The organism is Planococcus sp. MSAK28401, assembly GCF_018283455.1.
GTDB classification, from domain to species: domain Bacteria; phylum Bacillota; class Bacilli; order Bacillales_A; family Planococcaceae; genus Planococcus; species Planococcus alpniumensis.
This window is the reverse complement of record NZ_JAAMTH010000001.1, coordinates 1,097,501-1,113,206: the sequence shown is the minus strand read 5'-3', so window position 1 is coordinate 1,113,206 and position 15,706 is coordinate 1,097,501. Positions and strand designations below refer to the sequence as shown.

9 protein-coding genes, 17 tRNA genes and 2 rRNA genes (1 of these 28 only partly in view) are annotated in these 15,706 nt (G+C 49.2%); 3 read left to right on the top strand and 25 right to left on the bottom strand.

From position 1 onward, the window contains the following. Positions 1 to 122: 122 nt before the first annotated feature. Entirely contained in the window at positions 123 to 1,424 is a 1,302-nt protein-coding gene (locus G3255_RS05650; RefSeq protein WP_211653654.1) for an NCS2 family permease, read from the top strand. Positions 1,425 to 1,551: 127 nt separating this feature from the next. Here G3255_RS05650 and G3255_RS05645 read toward each other — a convergent pair whose 3' ends face one another. From G3255_RS05645 to queG, 3 genes are all read right to left on the bottom strand, one after another. Then, complete coding sequence (locus G3255_RS05645) at positions 1,552 to 1,860, bottom strand: hypothetical protein (protein ID WP_101189917.1); 309 nt, start codon at positions 1,858 to 1,860, stop codon at positions 1,552 to 1,554. Between the two features lie 321 nt (positions 1,861 to 2,181). Then, a complete protein-coding gene (gene trmL, locus G3255_RS05640) occupies positions 2,182 to 2,655 on the bottom strand; it encodes a tRNA (uridine(34)/cytosine(34)/5-carboxymethylaminomethyluridine(34)-2'-O)-methyltransferase TrmL (protein WP_211653653.1) in 474 nt (157 codons plus the stop codon). A 10-nt stretch (positions 2,656 to 2,665) separates the two neighbouring features. Next, a complete protein-coding gene (gene queG, locus G3255_RS05635; RefSeq protein ID WP_211653652.1) occupies positions 2,666 to 3,811 on the bottom strand; it encodes a tRNA epoxyqueuosine(34) reductase QueG in 1,146 nt (381 codons plus the stop codon). 65 nt (positions 3,812 to 3,876) lie between these two features. On the opposite strand from queG, the gene G3255_RS05630 reads away from it, so the two are divergent. After that, positions 3,877 to 4,539 (top strand): B3/B4 domain-containing protein, encoded by a 663-nt coding sequence (locus G3255_RS05630; protein ID WP_211653651.1) that lies wholly within the window; start codon positions 3,877 to 3,879, stop codon positions 4,537 to 4,539. Between the two features lie 92 nt (positions 4,540 to 4,631). Next, positions 4,632 to 5,702 (top strand): C45 family autoproteolytic acyltransferase/hydrolase, encoded by a 1,071-nt coding sequence (locus G3255_RS05625; RefSeq protein ID WP_058381331.1) that lies wholly within the window; start codon positions 4,632 to 4,634, stop codon positions 5,700 to 5,702. A 25-nt stretch (positions 5,703 to 5,727) separates the two neighbouring features. On the opposite strand, the gene G3255_RS05620 is transcribed toward G3255_RS05625, so the two are convergent. The 22 genes from G3255_RS05620 to G3255_RS05515 form a co-directional block, all read right to left on the bottom strand. Next, positions 5,728 to 6,777 carry a C45 family autoproteolytic acyltransferase/hydrolase gene (locus G3255_RS05620; RefSeq protein WP_211653650.1) on the bottom strand — a complete coding sequence of 350 codons (1,050 nt, stop codon included), beginning with the start codon at positions 6,775 to 6,777 and terminating at the stop codon, positions 5,728 to 5,730. A 27-nt stretch (positions 6,778 to 6,804) separates the two neighbouring features. Then, complete coding sequence (locus G3255_RS05615; RefSeq protein WP_211653649.1) at positions 6,805 to 9,468, bottom strand: cation-transporting P-type ATPase; 2,664 nt, start codon at positions 9,466 to 9,468, stop codon at positions 6,805 to 6,807. A 329-nt stretch (positions 9,469 to 9,797) separates the two neighbouring features. Further along, positions 9,798 to 10,979, bottom strand: coding sequence for an IS256 family transposase (locus tag G3255_RS05610; protein ID WP_211652904.1), 1,182 nt, complete (start codon positions 10,977 to 10,979; stop codon positions 9,798 to 9,800). Positions 10,980 to 11,236: 257 nt separating this feature from the next. Further along, positions 11,237 to 11,320: transfer RNA gene (locus G3255_RS05605), tRNA-Leu, on the bottom strand. A gap of 212 nt (positions 11,321 to 11,532) precedes the next feature. After that, positions 11,533 to 11,616, bottom strand: a tRNA-Leu gene (locus G3255_RS05600). 9 nt (positions 11,617 to 11,625) lie between these two features. Then, positions 11,626 to 11,699, bottom strand: a tRNA-Cys gene (locus G3255_RS05595). A gap of 7 nt (positions 11,700 to 11,706) precedes the next feature. Then, a tRNA-Gly gene (locus G3255_RS05590) sits at positions 11,707 to 11,781 on the bottom strand. A 5-nt stretch (positions 11,782 to 11,786) separates the two neighbouring features. Further along, a tRNA-Gln gene (locus tag G3255_RS05585) sits at positions 11,787 to 11,858 on the bottom strand. A 7-nt stretch (positions 11,859 to 11,865) separates the two neighbouring features. Next, positions 11,866 to 11,941 (bottom strand) — tRNA-His (locus G3255_RS05580). 42 nt (positions 11,942 to 11,983) lie between these two features. Beyond that, positions 11,984 to 12,059 (bottom strand) — tRNA-His (locus G3255_RS05575). 21 nt (positions 12,060 to 12,080) lie between these two features. Then, a tRNA-Trp gene (locus tag G3255_RS05570) sits at positions 12,081 to 12,154 on the bottom strand. A gap of 6 nt (positions 12,155 to 12,160) precedes the next feature. Continuing rightward, positions 12,161 to 12,244: transfer RNA gene (locus G3255_RS05565), tRNA-Tyr, on the bottom strand. A 3-nt stretch (positions 12,245 to 12,247) separates the two neighbouring features. Beyond that, positions 12,248 to 12,323, bottom strand: a tRNA-Thr gene (locus G3255_RS05560). A 13-nt stretch (positions 12,324 to 12,336) separates the two neighbouring features. Beyond that, positions 12,337 to 12,412: transfer RNA gene (locus G3255_RS05555), tRNA-Phe, on the bottom strand. Between the two features lie 17 nt (positions 12,413 to 12,429). Further along, positions 12,430 to 12,505: transfer RNA gene (locus G3255_RS05550), tRNA-Asp, on the bottom strand. A 3-nt stretch (positions 12,506 to 12,508) separates the two neighbouring features. Next, positions 12,509 to 12,585: transfer RNA gene (locus G3255_RS05545), tRNA-Met, on the bottom strand. A gap of 41 nt (positions 12,586 to 12,626) precedes the next feature. Continuing rightward, positions 12,627 to 12,702, bottom strand: a tRNA-Val gene (locus tag G3255_RS05540). A 6-nt stretch (positions 12,703 to 12,708) separates the two neighbouring features. After that, positions 12,709 to 12,783, bottom strand: a tRNA-Glu gene (locus tag G3255_RS05535). 21 nt (positions 12,784 to 12,804) lie between these two features. Beyond that, positions 12,805 to 12,894: transfer RNA gene (locus G3255_RS05530), tRNA-Ser, on the bottom strand. 5 nt (positions 12,895 to 12,899) lie between these two features. Then, positions 12,900 to 12,974 (bottom strand) — tRNA-Asn (locus G3255_RS05525). A 10-nt stretch (positions 12,975 to 12,984) separates the two neighbouring features. Beyond that, positions 12,985 to 13,100, bottom strand: a 5S ribosomal RNA gene (gene rrf / locus G3255_RS05520). A 130-nt stretch (positions 13,101 to 13,230) separates the two neighbouring features. Further along, a 23S ribosomal RNA gene (locus G3255_RS05515) occupies positions 13,231 to 15,706 on the bottom strand; it runs 456 nt beyond the window's last position.

The following is a 15,706-nucleotide window of genomic DNA, read 5'->3' as shown; positions in this document are numbered from 1 at the left end:
ATTGTCGAAAGGAATTTCGACTATTCGCCACTAGATTGAGAAAAGCTCTTGCATCCGATATTAAAAACGAATATTATTAAACGTGTTGTTCAAAATGTTCGTGTTTATAAGGAGGATATTCCATGTTTCAGTTAAAAGAACACGGAACTGACGTCAGAACCGAGATTACTGCCGGTATGACGACGTTCCTGACAATGGCGTATATCGTCATCGTCAACCCGGTGATTTTAGGTGCTGCCGGCGTTCCGTTCGACCAGGTTTTTCTTGCCACCATCATAGCAGCGGTTATCGGCACATTGTGGATGGCATTGCTCGCCAATTACCCGATCGCCATTGCTCCGGGCATGGGGCTTAACGCATATTTCACTTCCATGGTGCTCGCTTCTGACGGCGCCATTGATTATACGACTGCTTTTGCTGCAGTCTTCGTTTCCGGATTGCTGTTTGTCGCACTGTCATTAACCTCGATGCGCAAAATCCTCATTGAAGCCATTCCGGAAAACTTAAAACACGCCATCACGGCAGGCATCGGCTTGTTCATCGCTTTCATCGGCATGCGCCTCAGTGGATTGATCGTCGCCAATGAAGCGAATCTCGTGGGGCTTGGCGACCTGACTTCGCCGCCTGTCGCATTAACGCTCGCAGGGCTCGCCATCACGCTTATCTTCATGTCCTTGAACATTCACGGCGGGATTTTCTTCGGCATGATCGCAACGGGCATCATTGCCTTCTTCACCGGCCAATTGACATTTGCGGAAGGCTTCATGAAGTTGCCGTCGCTTCCTGAAGGCATCATCGTCTGGAATCCCATCGAAGCGTTCCTGCTAGTCGCCGAATTCGGGCTATACGGCGTCGTGTTCTCGTTCCTGCTCGTCACGCTTTTCGACACGACCGGGACGATGATCGGTGTCGCAAAACAAGCAGGACTCATGAAAGACAATAAAATGCCGCGCGTGCGCCAAGCGCTTCTCGCTGATTCTGTCGCCGCCAGTGCAGGCGCCATGGTCGGCACAAGCCCAACCAGCGCTTATGTCGAATCTTCCGCCGGCGTCGCTGCAGGCGGACGGACAGGACTCACAACTTTGACCGTCGCCATCCTGTTCATCGCAGCCGCCTTTTTCGGGCCGCTCGTAGGCTCGCTTTCCGGCGTCGCCGCCATCACCGCTCCCGCTCTCATCATCGTCGGCAGCTTAATGATCGGCGCCGTCAAGCAAATCGACTGGGATCAATTCGATGAAGCGTTCCCGGCGTTCCTTATTGTTCTCGCCATGCCGCTCACCTCAAGCATCGCAACCGGCATTGCACTCGGGTTCATTTCTTACCCGCTGATGAAAATCTTCAAAGGCAAATGGAAAGCCGTCCACCCGATCCTTTATATTTTTGCTGTGCTGTTCACGATCCAGATTCTCATTGCACCGCATTAAAAAGTCCCCTGCATTCTTCTATGCAGGGGATTTTTTGCGCCTTAAACGAAAGCGCCGCTTACAAACCAATTCTCGTCGTCTTTAAATTTGCCCACAAAAAAACACCGATTTCTCGGTGCTTTTCTTGTTAAACTCTAGCTGAACGCCCGGACATGGCTGCGGATAGCAATAGCACGATCGCTGTCAATAAGTGCAGCGCCCAACCAATCAACGGAATCCAAGCGAGTGCACTTGTAATGATCCCCAGAATCGAGCCGAACTTCGGCGAATATTCTTTAAAGCAAAAGAACAAAGTAATCGCATGCAGCACGAACATGATGCCGAGCGGAGCATAGCCTGCAGAAATCACAAATCCGCCCCCGATGAACGGAATGGCCAGAAATGCCTCCGCAAGGCCCGTAATCCAAAGCAGTGCAACGGATGTCTTCATTTTCATATCAGTTCATCCCTTCCTTTTCTTCCTACCCTTATATACGCATCACATCCAAAAAAGTTTCAAGTTTTTCGGATGGACGGAAAATGTCCATATTTTCGAGCGGGTTCCATATTTCATTTTTCCCGATGGTACGCTATACTAAACACAGATGCAAATTTCAAGGAGGTCGTCATTCATGAACTTGATCTTAATCTTGGGGATTTGTGTATCGTTTTTGGTAGCTATCTTCACTGCTGGATACGATGACAAACCAGGCACAGACAAAAGACAATAATGCGAAATGCAAAAGGACAGCGCCCACGCGCTGTCCTTTTTTGTCGTTTATTTTAAATTCGGGAAATCCTGTTGGCGCAGTGCTTCATACATCAAGATCGCTGCCGTATTCGACAAATTGAGTGAACGGATATGTTCGTTCATCGGAATGCGCAGGCACCGCTCCAGATTGGCATCAATCAATTCCCTCGGCAAGCCCTTTGTCTCCTGCCCGAAGACGAAGAAATAATCTTCCCCGGTATCCGAAAAATCGAACGAGCTGTAGGTCTTCGTGCCAAACTTGGTGATGTAATGGTATTTGCCGTCAGGATAGGCTGTAAATAACTCATCGAGGCCATCGTGGTAATGAATATCCACGTGCTCCCAATAATCGAGCCCCGCCCGTTTGAGCATTTTATCGTCCGTCGAAAATCCGAGCGGCTTGATCAAATGAAGGCTGACCCCTGTCCCCGCACAAGAACGTGCAATGTTCCCGGTATTCGCCGGAATTAGTGGCTGATATAACACAATGTGTATTCCCAAATTTCTTCACTTATCCTTTCGTTTCTGCAGAAAAGAATGCCAAGCCTTTAGCGATCTCTGCCAGCACCTCTTCATCTTTCTCTTGCTGCTGTGCATGTTCGAGCGCTTGTCTTCCACTATCTAATCCGATGCGGCCGATCGCCCAAGCGGCCGTGCCGCGGATGACCGGGCGCGGATCCGTCTTCATTAATTCGATCAACGTGGGCACTGCCGACTCCTCCTTGAAATGGGCAAGTGCCAAAATGGCATTACGCTGAATCGGCTTTTTGCCGCGCCAAGAACCTGACACATGCCCGAATTTCTCTTTGAACTCCCGATTGGAAATAGTCAACAGCGGCTCAAGCAAAGGCTTGGCAATTTCCGGGTCCGGGTCGAATTCCGGATGGATGCGATTGGCTTTGCGCTTATTTTTCGGGCACACGGTCTGGCATGTGTCGCAGCCGTAGATCCGGTTGCCGATTTTCGAGCGGAACTCATCCGGCAGGAAGCCTTTTGTCTGCGTCAAAAACGAAATGCAGCGCTGGGCATTGAGCTGCCCGCCCTCGACAATCGCTCCGGTCGGGCATGTATCGATGCACAAACGGCAGTCGCCGCATTGATCTTCCATCGGCTCGTCGTATTCAAATTGGATGTTGGTGATCATCTCGCCCAAATAGACATATGACCCGAATTCTGGCGTGATGATATTGGTATTTTTCGCGCTCCATCCGATACCGGCCCGTTCTGCCACGGCACGGTCGGACAATTCACCCGTATCAACCATGGATTTTGTGCGTGCTTCCGGATAATGAGCCGCGATGAACGCTTCTAGCAGCGCCAGCCGGTCCCGAAGTGCCGCATGGTAATCCTTGCCCCAGGAAGAACGCGAGAAAATACCACGCCGTGCCCCTTTGACACCAGGCGTTGCCCCTTCCATTTTGGAAGGATAGGCAATCGCAATCGCAATGATGCTCACCGGCTCTTCCATCAATAGTTCCGGGCGCGTGCGTTTCTCCACATCCGATTCCTCAAAGCCGGACTGGAAATTCAATTGCTGCTGGCGGATCAAGCGATGCTTTAAATTAAAAAATGGTTCGGCCGAAGCAAAGCCGATTTTATCAATTCCGATTTCCGCGGCATACGCAACCAGTTGTTGTTGGAATTGATCCAAGTTCATGTCGATAACTCCTTGCTCCAATTTATGGTAAGATGATTCTACTATTCACGGAAAGGATGTTTGCTGTGGACTTTCGCGTAAACCCTGAAATTACAGAGATCCTGCCTGATTTTAAAATCGGCATTATTCATTATAACAATATCACCGTTTCGGATTCACCTCAAATGTTAAAAGGGCGTCTCCAGCTGTTCCAGGAGCAATTATTTTTCGATATGGACGATAAGGAATTAACGGATTTCCCTGGCCTTCTCGAATGGAAGCTGGCCTGGAAGGCGCTCGGAGGCGACCCGAACCGCTACCGGCCTTCTGCAGAAGCCTTGTACCGCCGTGTGCGTAAACAAAACTATCTGGTCCCTGTCAATTCAGCGATCGATATGAACAGTTTTCTATCGCTTCAGTACGAAATTCCACTCGGTTTGTACGATACAGCTCAAATCGAAGGCGAGATCGAAATCGCGCTCGGCAAGCCCGATGACCGTTATGAAGGCTTGAATAACCGCGACAATACGCTCGATAACATCATCGTCACACGCGATGCAAAAGGCGCATTCGGCAGCCCGTACGTCGATTCAAAGCGCACTGCTGTAACCCCGCAAACAACTGACGCGGTACATGTGTTTTACCTCCGCCCGTCCATGAACCGCGACAATGCCTTGCAGCTATTGACTGCTGCCGGCAATATGTTCACCGGAATCAATGGCGGCGAAGCGACAAGCTACGTCCTTTAATTGCCTGAAGCATACGCTTCAGGCATATTCTTTTTGTTCTCCCCAAAACTCTAGTATTCTTTTGATACTGAGATAAAAAAGAGGGATGCCACATGAAGAAAGTCCATAGCGACGTAATCCAATTCCGCGGCAGCCATTATGATTTCGGCTATCATCAAGGGGAATTGTTAAGAGATTCACTGCTTTTACCGAACCGAAAAATACAGCGCGGCGAAAACAGCCGGCAGCTATTGGTGGATGAAACGAAGGCCATCGAAATGCTCGAACGTTTTGCCCCACGCATCTGGGAAGAAATCGAAGGCTTGGCCGATGCCCTGAAATGGCCATTTTATGATGCGCTGCGCGAATTCGGCGGCTATTATATCGAATATACACGCAGCGGCTGTTCGATCCTGAGCCGTTCCGACTTCCTTGTCCGCAACTATGACAGCTCACCGCAAGGCTATGAAGGCCGGTTCGCCTTGTACGAGCCGACTGACGGGGGCTATGCATCCATCGGGCCGTCCATGCAAATTACAGGACGGACGGATGGCCTCAATGAGAAGGGCCTGGCGATGGGCTATAATTTCATCAACCGCCGCAATTCAGCGGACGGGTTTATCTGCAATATGATCGGACGCCTGATCCTCGAACATTGCGCATCAATCGAAGAAGCGGTCGATTTATTGAAAGAACTGCCCCACCGCCGGTCATTCAGCTATGTGTTGCTGGATAAGAGCGGACGTTCAGTCGTCGCCGAAACTTCCCCGCGCAATGTCATCGTCCGGGAAGCGGCAGTTTCGACGAACCATTTCGAAGTGTTATCGGAAGAAAACCGTTACCAAATAGACGATTCCAAACGCCGCGAGGAAGCGCTTCTTACGCATTCCACAACGTCAAACGACGCATACGCAGCGTTTCGATTATTGAACGACTCGGACCAGGGCGTATTTTCCACCAAATACAGCACCGCTTCCGGTACTTTGCATACGGCTTCCTATTTCCCAAACAGTTTGGAAGTCGGATTCGCCATCGGCCCCGACCGCTTGCCGCTCATGTTCGATTTCCAAAAATGGCTCCAAGGCGAACGCTTGCTGGCGAAACGCATCAATGGGAAAATCGATACGCATTTCCCGTTTCCGTACCTTGACGACCTATCTTCATTGCAACAAAAAAACGGCTAGAGCACTCATATGCTCCAGCCGTTTTTTATTTAAACAAAGCATCGGTATGGGCGAACCCGATGCCAGTATCTATCTGTCCATGGACGGATGTATTGCGGACAGGCTTTCCTGCAAGCCATTCCCCAAAATTGAACACTTCGGGCTCCTGGTCGCCCCCAAGCGCAAACCACACTTCCTGCTCTTTCGGTAGATAAACAGATGTATGGATTGTTCCGGCCCAGCTCTTATAAAGATTCGAAAACAAGCCGCGGTCCGTGTCATTGAACAAGCGATAAGCACGATACGCTTCCGCTGCATCTTCTGCATTCTGTTCGATAACTGACAAGCGTTCATAGGAATCCTTTAGATAATTGCGGTTTTCATGCTGCTGGATTTCAAAATGATTCGTACAAGCCGTTGCATCGCGCACCACCACTTTACGGGGCGTCGCTTCGATGACCTTTGTGGCGCCGCTCTTATCGGTCACAACGTAGCTGAATGACCCGCGATGCGGAATATCTTCGACCAAAGCAACAGCTTCATCGATAGTCGCGCAGCTCTCGAGAATGATGCGCCCGATCATATAACAGACAAAGCCATCACCCGGGTTTTTCCGGTGCATAAAATTATAGCCCATCACCAAGCCATGCTCGTTCATGCCATCCATGCGCCCCAAAATGCGCTGGCTCGGACCGATGATGGCATTTCCTTCCTCAGGTTGAAACAAGCAGACCCTGCCTTCATATGTCTGCGGATGGAAGTCATAGTTGCGCACCAAAAAGTCTTCGCCGCTGACGATCGAACAGCCCGACGGTGGCGCATCGATCCGGTAACCGCCAAAATCACGAAGCACCTCATCAATCGGCAGCTTGAGGCTATCTTCAAGGCCTTTCAACTCCTCCCATAATTTCGGGGCGTATTCATTGAACGCAGCTTGCGCTTCTGCAGGGTCGATGACAAATCGCGGCCTCTTGCTCTTCCATTGCCCGCGGCGGTTGTGCAGCGTGATCGATTCTTTGAGCGTATTCCCTTGCATCATTCCATAATCATAATGGCTTCCTCTGAATTCGACGACTTCACTATGTATCTGTCTCATAACTCCTCCTCATTACTGATCGTATTTCTATTTATTCGAAAGATTAACATTCTTACTCATTCGGCGCACCACCCATTTTTCCAGCTCCACAATAACAAACACGCTCACCCCTATCAGCAACGGCCAAATCCAATACCTAAGCCCAATTGGTTCCGTACCGAGCAGCGTATTCATAAACGGCACATACGTCACCGATAGCTGCACTAGGATCAATATAGCCGAGACGATAAAGGCCGCTTTATTGGAAAAGAAATCACGATTCAACGCAAAATGCCGCTCACTCCGGCAGTTGAATAAATAAAATAGCTGTGAGATGACCAGTGCCTGTAGAGTCATAGTCTGCAAGATGCCTTGATCATAATCTCTAGCTTCTAGCATGCTGTTCATCCATAAAATGCCCGCTCCGATAATCGCCGATGCAAAAGCGATGCGGAAAATATAATAGCCGCTGAGTAACGGGCTATTGGCTTTCCGAGGTGGCCGCTCCATCGTACCAGGTTCGAGCTTCTCAAATGCAATCGCTAAGGAAATCGTCACAGCCGTAATCATGTTGACCCACAAAATTTGTACCGCAGTGAGCGGAATCGTGGTGCCAAATAAGATGCTGATAAAAATGAGCAGCCCTTCGGATACGTTTGTCGGCAATATGAACAGGATGGTCTTTTTCAAATTATCATAGACGCGCCGCCCTTCCTTCACTGCATTGACAATCGTGCTGAAATTATCATCAACCAGCACCATCTCAGCTGCTTCTTTTGATACTTCTGTTCCTTTGATTCCCATCGCAATGCCGATATCAGCACGTTTCAAAGCCGGTGCATCATTGACCCCGTCGCCGGTCATTGCGCACACTTGTCCCTGGGCTTGAAGAGCTCTAACCAATTGCAATTTATTTGTAGGGCTGGTACGCGCAAAAATATCGTATTCCATGGCTGCAACTTCCAACTGTTGGGCGTTTAAGCCATCCAACTCCCTGCCTTCGAGCGCCTTAACCCCATCGCCAATTCCAAGATTGGCTCCAATCGCCACAGCGGTTTCTTTATGGTCTCCAGTGATCATCTTGACGCGAATTCCGGATTTCTTGCATTGAGCAATTGAATCAATCACTTCTTCGCGCGGAGGATCAATGATACCTGCCATGCCCAAAAACTCAAACCCGCACTTCATATCTTCGTGGCTTATGCCTTCAACTGTGTAATCGACCTGCTTAACAGCAGCTCCTAAAAGGCGTTCTCCGCGTTTTGCATGTGAGGCTATCTTCGCCTCCCATTCATTCCTTTCTTCGCTTGGTATCATCCCCAGCAGCTTTTCAGGGGCACCCTTTACATAGATCCATTTAGTTCCCTGCTCTTCCACCAAAGCAGCCATGTATTTATAAGAAGAATCAAATGGAATCTTCATAATCACCGACAACTTCTCTACTTCGTCATCCGCTTTCTCTGCAAGCGTCAACAGACAGCCTTCCGTCGCACCCCCACTGATTGACCATTTCCCCTTTTTCCCTTTGACCAAATGAGCATCGTTAACCGTTTTCACACAGGCTAAAAACTTTGCCAAGCGAGGATGATCAGTTAAACGAATGCCATCTCCGTTTTTCTTTAACATTCCTTCGGGTGAATAACCGACCCCACTAACATTGATTTCTTCATCTGCCAGAATAACAGAAGTCGCCGTCATTTCATTTTTCGTCAAAGTCCCTGTTTTGTCTGAGCATATTACCGTCACGGCCCCTAAAGTTTCGACGGACGGCAAGTTCCGTACAATAGCATTCTTCCCAGCCATCGCCTGGACACCCAAAGCTAAAATAATGGATAGAACCGCAGGCAAGCCTTCTGGAATGGCGGCTACGGTCAAGCCGATGATTGCCAATAATAACTCAGCGGTGGCGTAGTCGTGGACCCAATAACCGATGAAAAACATGCCGATTGCACTCAGTACAATAACCACTGATATCAATTTTCCGAATTGAGTAGTCTGTTTTAATAATGGGGTCTGCAATTTCTCAACCGACTCCATGGCGCTGCTGATTTTTCCGAGTTCAGTATTTCCTCCAGTTGCAATGACAACACCGAACCCTGACCCGGATGCAACAGCAGTTCCTGCGAATGCCATGTTGGAGCGATCGCCAAGCACCGTATCGCTCGATAGTCTTTCAGTCTGTTTATTTACTGCATCCGACTCACCAGTCAAAGACGACTCCTCCAGCTGGAGATTCGATGCTTCTATGAGCCGCATATCTGCGGGCACTTTATCACCCGCCCTTAAATAAACAAGATCCCCAGGCACCAAATCAGCCGCCAGAATATCTTTTCGTTTGCCCTCTCGCAATACGCCCGCTTTGAATGAAAGCATTTCACGTATACTATCCAATGCTTTCTCAGCTTTACGCTGTTGAATATAGCCAATTGCCGCATTGATGACAACTACAGCTAAAATGACACTCGTATCAATATAATGTCCAAGTACGACTGTAATAACTGCCGCTGCCAATAATACATAGATCAGCACATCATGAAAATGCTTAAAAAACTTTATAACTCCAGGTTCTCGCTTTCCTTGAGGCAATTCATTGGCGCCAAAAACCTTTAATCTCTTTACAACCTCAACTTCGCTTAACCCTTCTTCTATCAGAACTTCTTGATTATCGAGTATAGCCGTAAACTCTTGATCAAATCCTTGGTCTGTAACCACCTTGCCACCCCCGCCAAGATCGTAATTCTGATTATTATAACACGCAGTTTCCCTTCACCCATGGCTTCCTGTTATATATTCCAATACATGTAAAAAAGACAGCCTCCAAAAGAAGCTGCCTTTTCAAAATACCTATGAATAGACCCGGGCCCTAGAGATGTTTCCACTACCATTCTTTCAACTTAGCACATCGGCCACTTCCGCTTTGTTCGAAAAGAGACTTCCCTTCACCTAAATTTTTATTATAAGAATTTCACGCATTTTCTTCAATAAGAGACCGTCAATAATTATGTGTAAATAAGTAAATCCTTTTCTTGTATGTATATCGATTAGGTTTGCTTGAACATCTCAGTCAGCTCTGCACGAGCTTGATCGAATCCGATATGGCAACGGGTGGAGAAGTTCTGGTTATAGATTTCGAACTGGGAAACCAGGAAGCGATCCAAGGAATCTTCGTTCGGAAATTGCTCCTTGCGCTTGCTGTATTTCTTTACGTTCTTGTTGAACGATTCGATCAGGTTCGTTGAATAGATGCTTCGCCAAATGGATTTTGGGAAGCTGTAGAAAGTGAAAATATAGGGATTCGCTTCCAACGATTTCGCCACTTTGGGATAGGCCGTTTTCCATTTGTCGACAAAGGCTTTCAACGCTTTTTCACCCAGTTCTTGGTTCTCTGCCCGGTAGACCGATTTGAAATCATCCAGAATCTCCTTGCGATCGGTAACGCGAACTTTGTGGCGGATCCCACGCGACAAGTGGACGCAGCACGCCTGATATTGAGCATCGGGAAAGACCGCGAAGATGCGATCAGTGATGCCTTTTAAGCCGTCGGAGATAAACAAAAGCACCTCTTCGACACCGCGCTCTTTCAAGTCCAACAGGACTTCTTCCCAAACAAATGCGGATTCCGTAGGTGCCACTGTATAGGCCAAGACTTCTTTTGAGCCGTCCTCTCGGATGCCAATCGTAATATAGACGGCTTCCTTCGAGACCGTGTCGCGCTTGAGGGCAATGTAAGTTGCATCTAGATAGACACACGCATAACGCTGTTCTAACGGACGAGATTTAAACGCCTCGACCTGTTCGCTCATGACTTTCGTCATATTGGAAATGGTTTGTGGCGTGTAATGATGGCCGTACATTTTCTCGATCAGGTCCGAAATCTCGGACATGGTCACGCCTTTTTGGAACATATGAATAACGAAGGCTTCCAGCGTATCGTTTGAGCGCTTGTACGGAGCGACCGTCTGTTGGTTGAATTCGCCATTCCGGTCCCGTGGCATCGAAAGCTCTAAATCCCCATACTCCGTATGGAGTGTCCGCGTGTAGACACCATTGCGTGAGTTGCCGGAATTAAACCCGATGCGGTCGTATTTTTCGTAATCCAGGAACGCTGTTAGTTCCGTTTGAAGAAGTGTATTCACCGCCGTCTCCAAATGTTTGCGAAAAACTTCGGAGATGTCTTCTTTTTTTACTAGAGCTTGCATAATATCTGTTGTAAACTGAGTCATAGGGAAGGCCTCTTTTCTGTGAATTGGTTGTGGTGACTTAATTCTACAAGAAAAGGTCTTCCTTTTTCTATTTATTCATTTACACAAGATATTTTACGCTCTCTTCAATAAAGTAATTCCTTCTATTTCATTTGTATTCACTTGTAGTCTTTATTTAATAACAGTCCTACTCTTAGCAACCAAGACAAGATAAAGAAAAAAGCCCTAACCGAAGTTAGGGCTTTTCCATACATTGCTTGGCAGAGCAATGAAAATGATACCGGCGGTCGGGGTCGAACCGACACTCCCGTGAAGGAACGGGATTTTGAGTCCCGCGCGTCTGCCAATTCCGCCACGCCGGCAAAATTGAATCCAGATACAATTATTCATTGCTTTCAGGAACATTTATTATTATATTAGTAAACCGATTATTTTGCAAGGGGTTATTAGATATTTTTTAAAAAATCTTTGCTATGTAGAACTTATAATCATTCACCTAAATAAAGAAAAAAACTCTGACTTTGATAGTCAGAGTTTTAAGCTCTCATCACTTGGCAGAGTGATGATCAATTGATACCGGCGGTCGGGGTCGAACCGACACTCCCGTGAAGGAACGGGATTTTGAGTCCCGCGCGTCTGCCAATTCCGCCACGCCGGCAAAATAGTTTGGAGGCGGCAACCGGACTCGAACCGGTGGTAAGGGTGTTGCAGACCCATGCCTTACCGCTTGGCTATGCCGCCTAAATAATGGAGCGGAAGACGGGGGTCGAACCCGCGACCTCCACCTTGGCAAGGTGGCGTTCTACCACTGAACTACTTCCGCAAAAGCTGGGGTACCTGGATTCGAACCAGGGCATGACGGGATCAAAACCCGTTGCCTTACCGCTTGGCTATACCCCAATAATACTGGGGCGGACGAGGGGAATTGAACCCCCGAGTGCCGGAATCACAATCCGGTGCGTTAACCACTTCGCCACGACCGCCACGCTATTATTATGTATGATATTAAATTCTCAAGAAAAACATGGGGCGGACGAGGGGAATTGAACCCCCGAGTGCCGGAATCACAATCCGGTGCGTTAACCACTTCGCCACGACCGCCATCATAATATTTTTAAAAAATGGCAGGGGCAGTAGGAATCGAACCCACATCGGAGGTTTTGGAGACCTCTGTTCTACCGTTAAACTATGCCCCTAAAAACTGGTGGTGGGGGGCAGATTCGAACTGCCGAACCCGAAGGAGCGGATTTACAGTCCGCCGCGTTTAGCCACTTCGCTACCCCACCTAATGGTGCCGGAGAAAGGACTTGAACCCTCAACCTACTGATTACAAGTCAGTTGCTCTACCAGTTGAGCTACTCCGGCATGGAGAAAAATATGGTGGGTCAGGACGGAATCGAACCGCCGACACTTAGAGCTTCAATCTAATGCTCTACCGACTGAGCTACTGACCCATATTAATTAATAAAAATGGCGGTCCCGACCGGGATCGAACCGGCGATCTCCTGCGTGACAGGCAGGCATGTTAACCGCTACACCACGGGACCATTTGGTTGCGGGGGCAGGATTTGAACCTGCGACCTTTGGGTTATGAGCCCAACGAGCTACCGAACTGCTCCACCCCGCGATAATATTAAAGTTTCCTTCTATTTATATGCATGAAAGAAATGGTGGAGGATGACGGGATCGAACCGCCGACCCTCTGCTTGTAAGGCAGATGCTCTCCCAGCTGAGCTAATCCTCCATTGAATGGTGACCCCTACGGGATTCGAACCCGTGTTACCGCCGTGAAAGGGCGGTGTCTTAACCGCTTGACCAAGGGGCCTTTATTTTGAGCTTAAGATACTGGCGGAGAGCAAGGGATTCGAACCCTTGAGACGGTTGCCCGCCTACATGATTTCCAATCATGCTCCTTCGGCCACTCGGACAGCTCTCCATAATTGGCTCCGAAGGTAGGACTCGAACCTACGACCATCGCATTAACAGTGCGGTGCTCTACCACTGAGCTACTTCGGAATAATAACCAGACTAGCGACGTCCTACTCTCACAGGGGGAAACCCCCAACTACCATCGGCGCAAAAGAGCTTAACTTCCGTGTTCGGGATGGGAACGGGTGTGACCTCTTTGCCATCATCACTAGACTGTACTAATTTGAAAGACAAGATTTATTATATCAATAATACCGATTTTTTCAAGTATTTTTTTAAAAATAATATCTTATTCTTTCAAAACTGGATAAATCGACATTGTGGAAACTCACGTTTCAGTTTATTGGTTAAGTCCTCGATCGATTAGTATTCGTCAGCTGCACGTGTCGCCACGCTTCCACCCCGAACCTATCTACCTCATCGTCTTTGAGGGATCTTACTTGCTTGCGCAATGGGAAATCTCATCTTGAGGGGGGCTTCGTGCTTAGATGCTTTCAGCACTTATCCCGGCCACACATAGCTACCCAGCGATGCTCTTGGCAGAACAACTGGTACACCAGCGGTGTGTCCATCCCGGTCCTCTCGTACTAAGGACAGCTCCTCTCAAATTTCCTGCGCCCGCGACGGATAGGGACCGAACTGTCTCACGACGTTCTGAACCCAGCTCGCGTACCGCTTTAATGGGCGAACAGCCCAACCCTTGGGACCGACTACAGCCCCAGGATGCGATGAGCCGACATCGAGGTGCCAAACCTCCCCGTCGATGTGGACTCTTGGGGGAGATAAGCCTGTTATCCCCGGGGTAGCTTTTATCCGTTGAGCGATGGCCCTTCCATGCGGAACCACCGGATCACTAAGTCCGTCTTTCGACCCTGCTCGACCTGTCCGTCTCGCAGTCAAGCTCCCTTGTGCCTTTACACTCTGCGAATGATTTCCAACCATTCTGAGGGAACCTTTGAGCGCCTCCGTTACTCTTTAGGAGGCGACCGCCCCAGTCAAACTGCCCGCCTGACACTGTCTCCCAAGCCGCTAAGGCTTGTGGGTTAGAAGTTCAATACAACCAGGGTAGTATCCCACCGACGCCTCCCCCGAAGCTGGCGCTCCGGGTTCTCTGGCTCCTACCTATCCTGTACAAGTTGCACCAAAATTCAATATCAGGCTACAGTAAAGCTCCACGGGGTCTTTCCGTCCTGTCGCGGGTAACCTGCATCTTCACAGGTACTATAATTTCACCGAGTCTCTCGTTGAGACAGTGCCCAGATCGTTACGCCTTTCGTGCGGGTCGGAACTTACCCGACAAGGAATTTCGCTACCTTAGGACCGTTATAGTTACGGCCGCCGTTTACTGGGGCTTCGGTTCGCACCTTCGCTTGCGCTAAGCACTCCCCTTAACCTTCCAGCACCGGGCAGGCGTCAGCCCCTATACGTCACCTTACGGTTTTGCAGAGACCTGTGTTTTTGCTAAACAGTCGCCTGGGCCTATTCACTGCGGCTCTCTCGGGCTATTCACCCTACCAGAGCACCCCTTCTCCCGAAGTTACGGGGTCATTTTGCCGAGTTCCTTAACGAGAGTTCACTCGCTCACCTTAGAATTCTCTTCTCGCCTACCTGTGTCGGTTTGCGGTACGGGCACCTCCCGCCTCGCTAGAGGCTTTTCTTGGCAGTGTGAAATCAGGGACTCTGAGGTAAACCTCTTGCCATCACTGCTTGATGTTATATAGAAACGGGATTTGCCTCGTTTCTCATCTCACAACTTGGACGTGCACAACCAACGGCACGCTCACCCTATCCTTCTGCGTCCCCCCATTACTCAAACGGCGGGGAGGTGGTACAGGAATATCAACCTGTTGTCCATCGTCTACGCCTATCGGCCTCGACTTAGGTCCCGACTAACCCTGAGCGGACGAGCCTTCCTCAGGAAACCTTAGGCATTCGGTGGACGGGATTCTCACCCGTCTTTCGTTACTCATACCGGCATTCTCACTTCTAAGCGCTCCACCAGTCCTTCCGGTCTGACTTCAACGCCCTTAGAACGCTCTCCTACCACGGACATCTACGATGTCCATCCACAGCTTCGGTAATCCGTTTAGCCCCGGTACATTTTCGGCGCAGTGTCACTCGACCAGTGAGCTATTACGCACTCTTTAAATGATGGCTGCTTCTAAGCCAACATCCTGGTTGTCTAAGCAACGCCACATCCTTTTCCACTTAACGGATATTTGGGGACCTTAGCTGGTGGTCTGGGCTGTTTCCCTCTTGACTACGGATCTTATCACTCGCAGTCTGACTCCCAAGCATAAATCACTGGCATTCGGAGTTTGTCTGAATTCGGTAACCCGGGATGGGCCCCTAGTCCAAACAGTGCTCTACCTCCAGGATTCTCTTCTTGAGGCTAGCCCTAAAGCTATTTCGGAGAGAACCAGCTATCTCCAGGTTCGATTGGAATTTCTCCGCTACCCACACCTCATCCCCGCACTTTTCAACGTGCGTGGGTTCGGGCCTCCAGTAAGTGTTACCTTACCTTCACCCTGGACATGGGTAGATCACCTGGTTTCGGGTCTACAACTGCATACTCACTCGCCCTATTCAGACTCGCTTTCGCTGCGGCTCCGGCTTCTCACCTTAACCTTGCATGCAATCGTAACTCGCCGGTTCATTCTACAAAAGGCACGCTATCACCCATTAACGGGCTCTAACTACTTGTAGGCACACGGTTTCAGGATCTATTTCACTCCCCTTCCGGGGTGCTTTTCACCTTTCCCTCACGGTACTGGTTCACTATCGGTCACTAGGGAGTATTTAGCCTTGGGAGATGGTCC

Coding starts and splice junctions, on each gene's coding strand:
- G3255_RS05625 (WP_058381331.1), top strand. CDS start 4,632: ATGAAGAAAGTCCATAGCGACGTAATCCAATTCCGCGGCAGCCATTAT.
- G3255_RS05645 (WP_101189917.1), bottom strand. CDS start 1,860: ATGAAAATGAAGACATCCGTTGCACTGCTTTGGATTACGGGCCTTGCG.
- G3255_RS05650 (WP_211653654.1), top strand. CDS start 123: ATGTTTCAGTTAAAAGAACACGGAACTGACGTCAGAACCGAGATTACT.
- G3255_RS05620 (WP_211653650.1), bottom strand. CDS start 6,777: ATGAGACAGATACATAGTGAAGTCGTCGAATTCAGAGGAAGCCATTAT.
- G3255_RS05610 (WP_211652904.1), bottom strand. CDS start 10,979: ATGACTCAGTTTACAACAGATATTATGCAAGCTCTAGTAAAAAAAGAA.
- queG (WP_211653652.1), bottom strand. CDS start 3,811: ATGAACTTGGATCAATTCCAACAACAACTGGTTGCGTATGCCGCGGAA.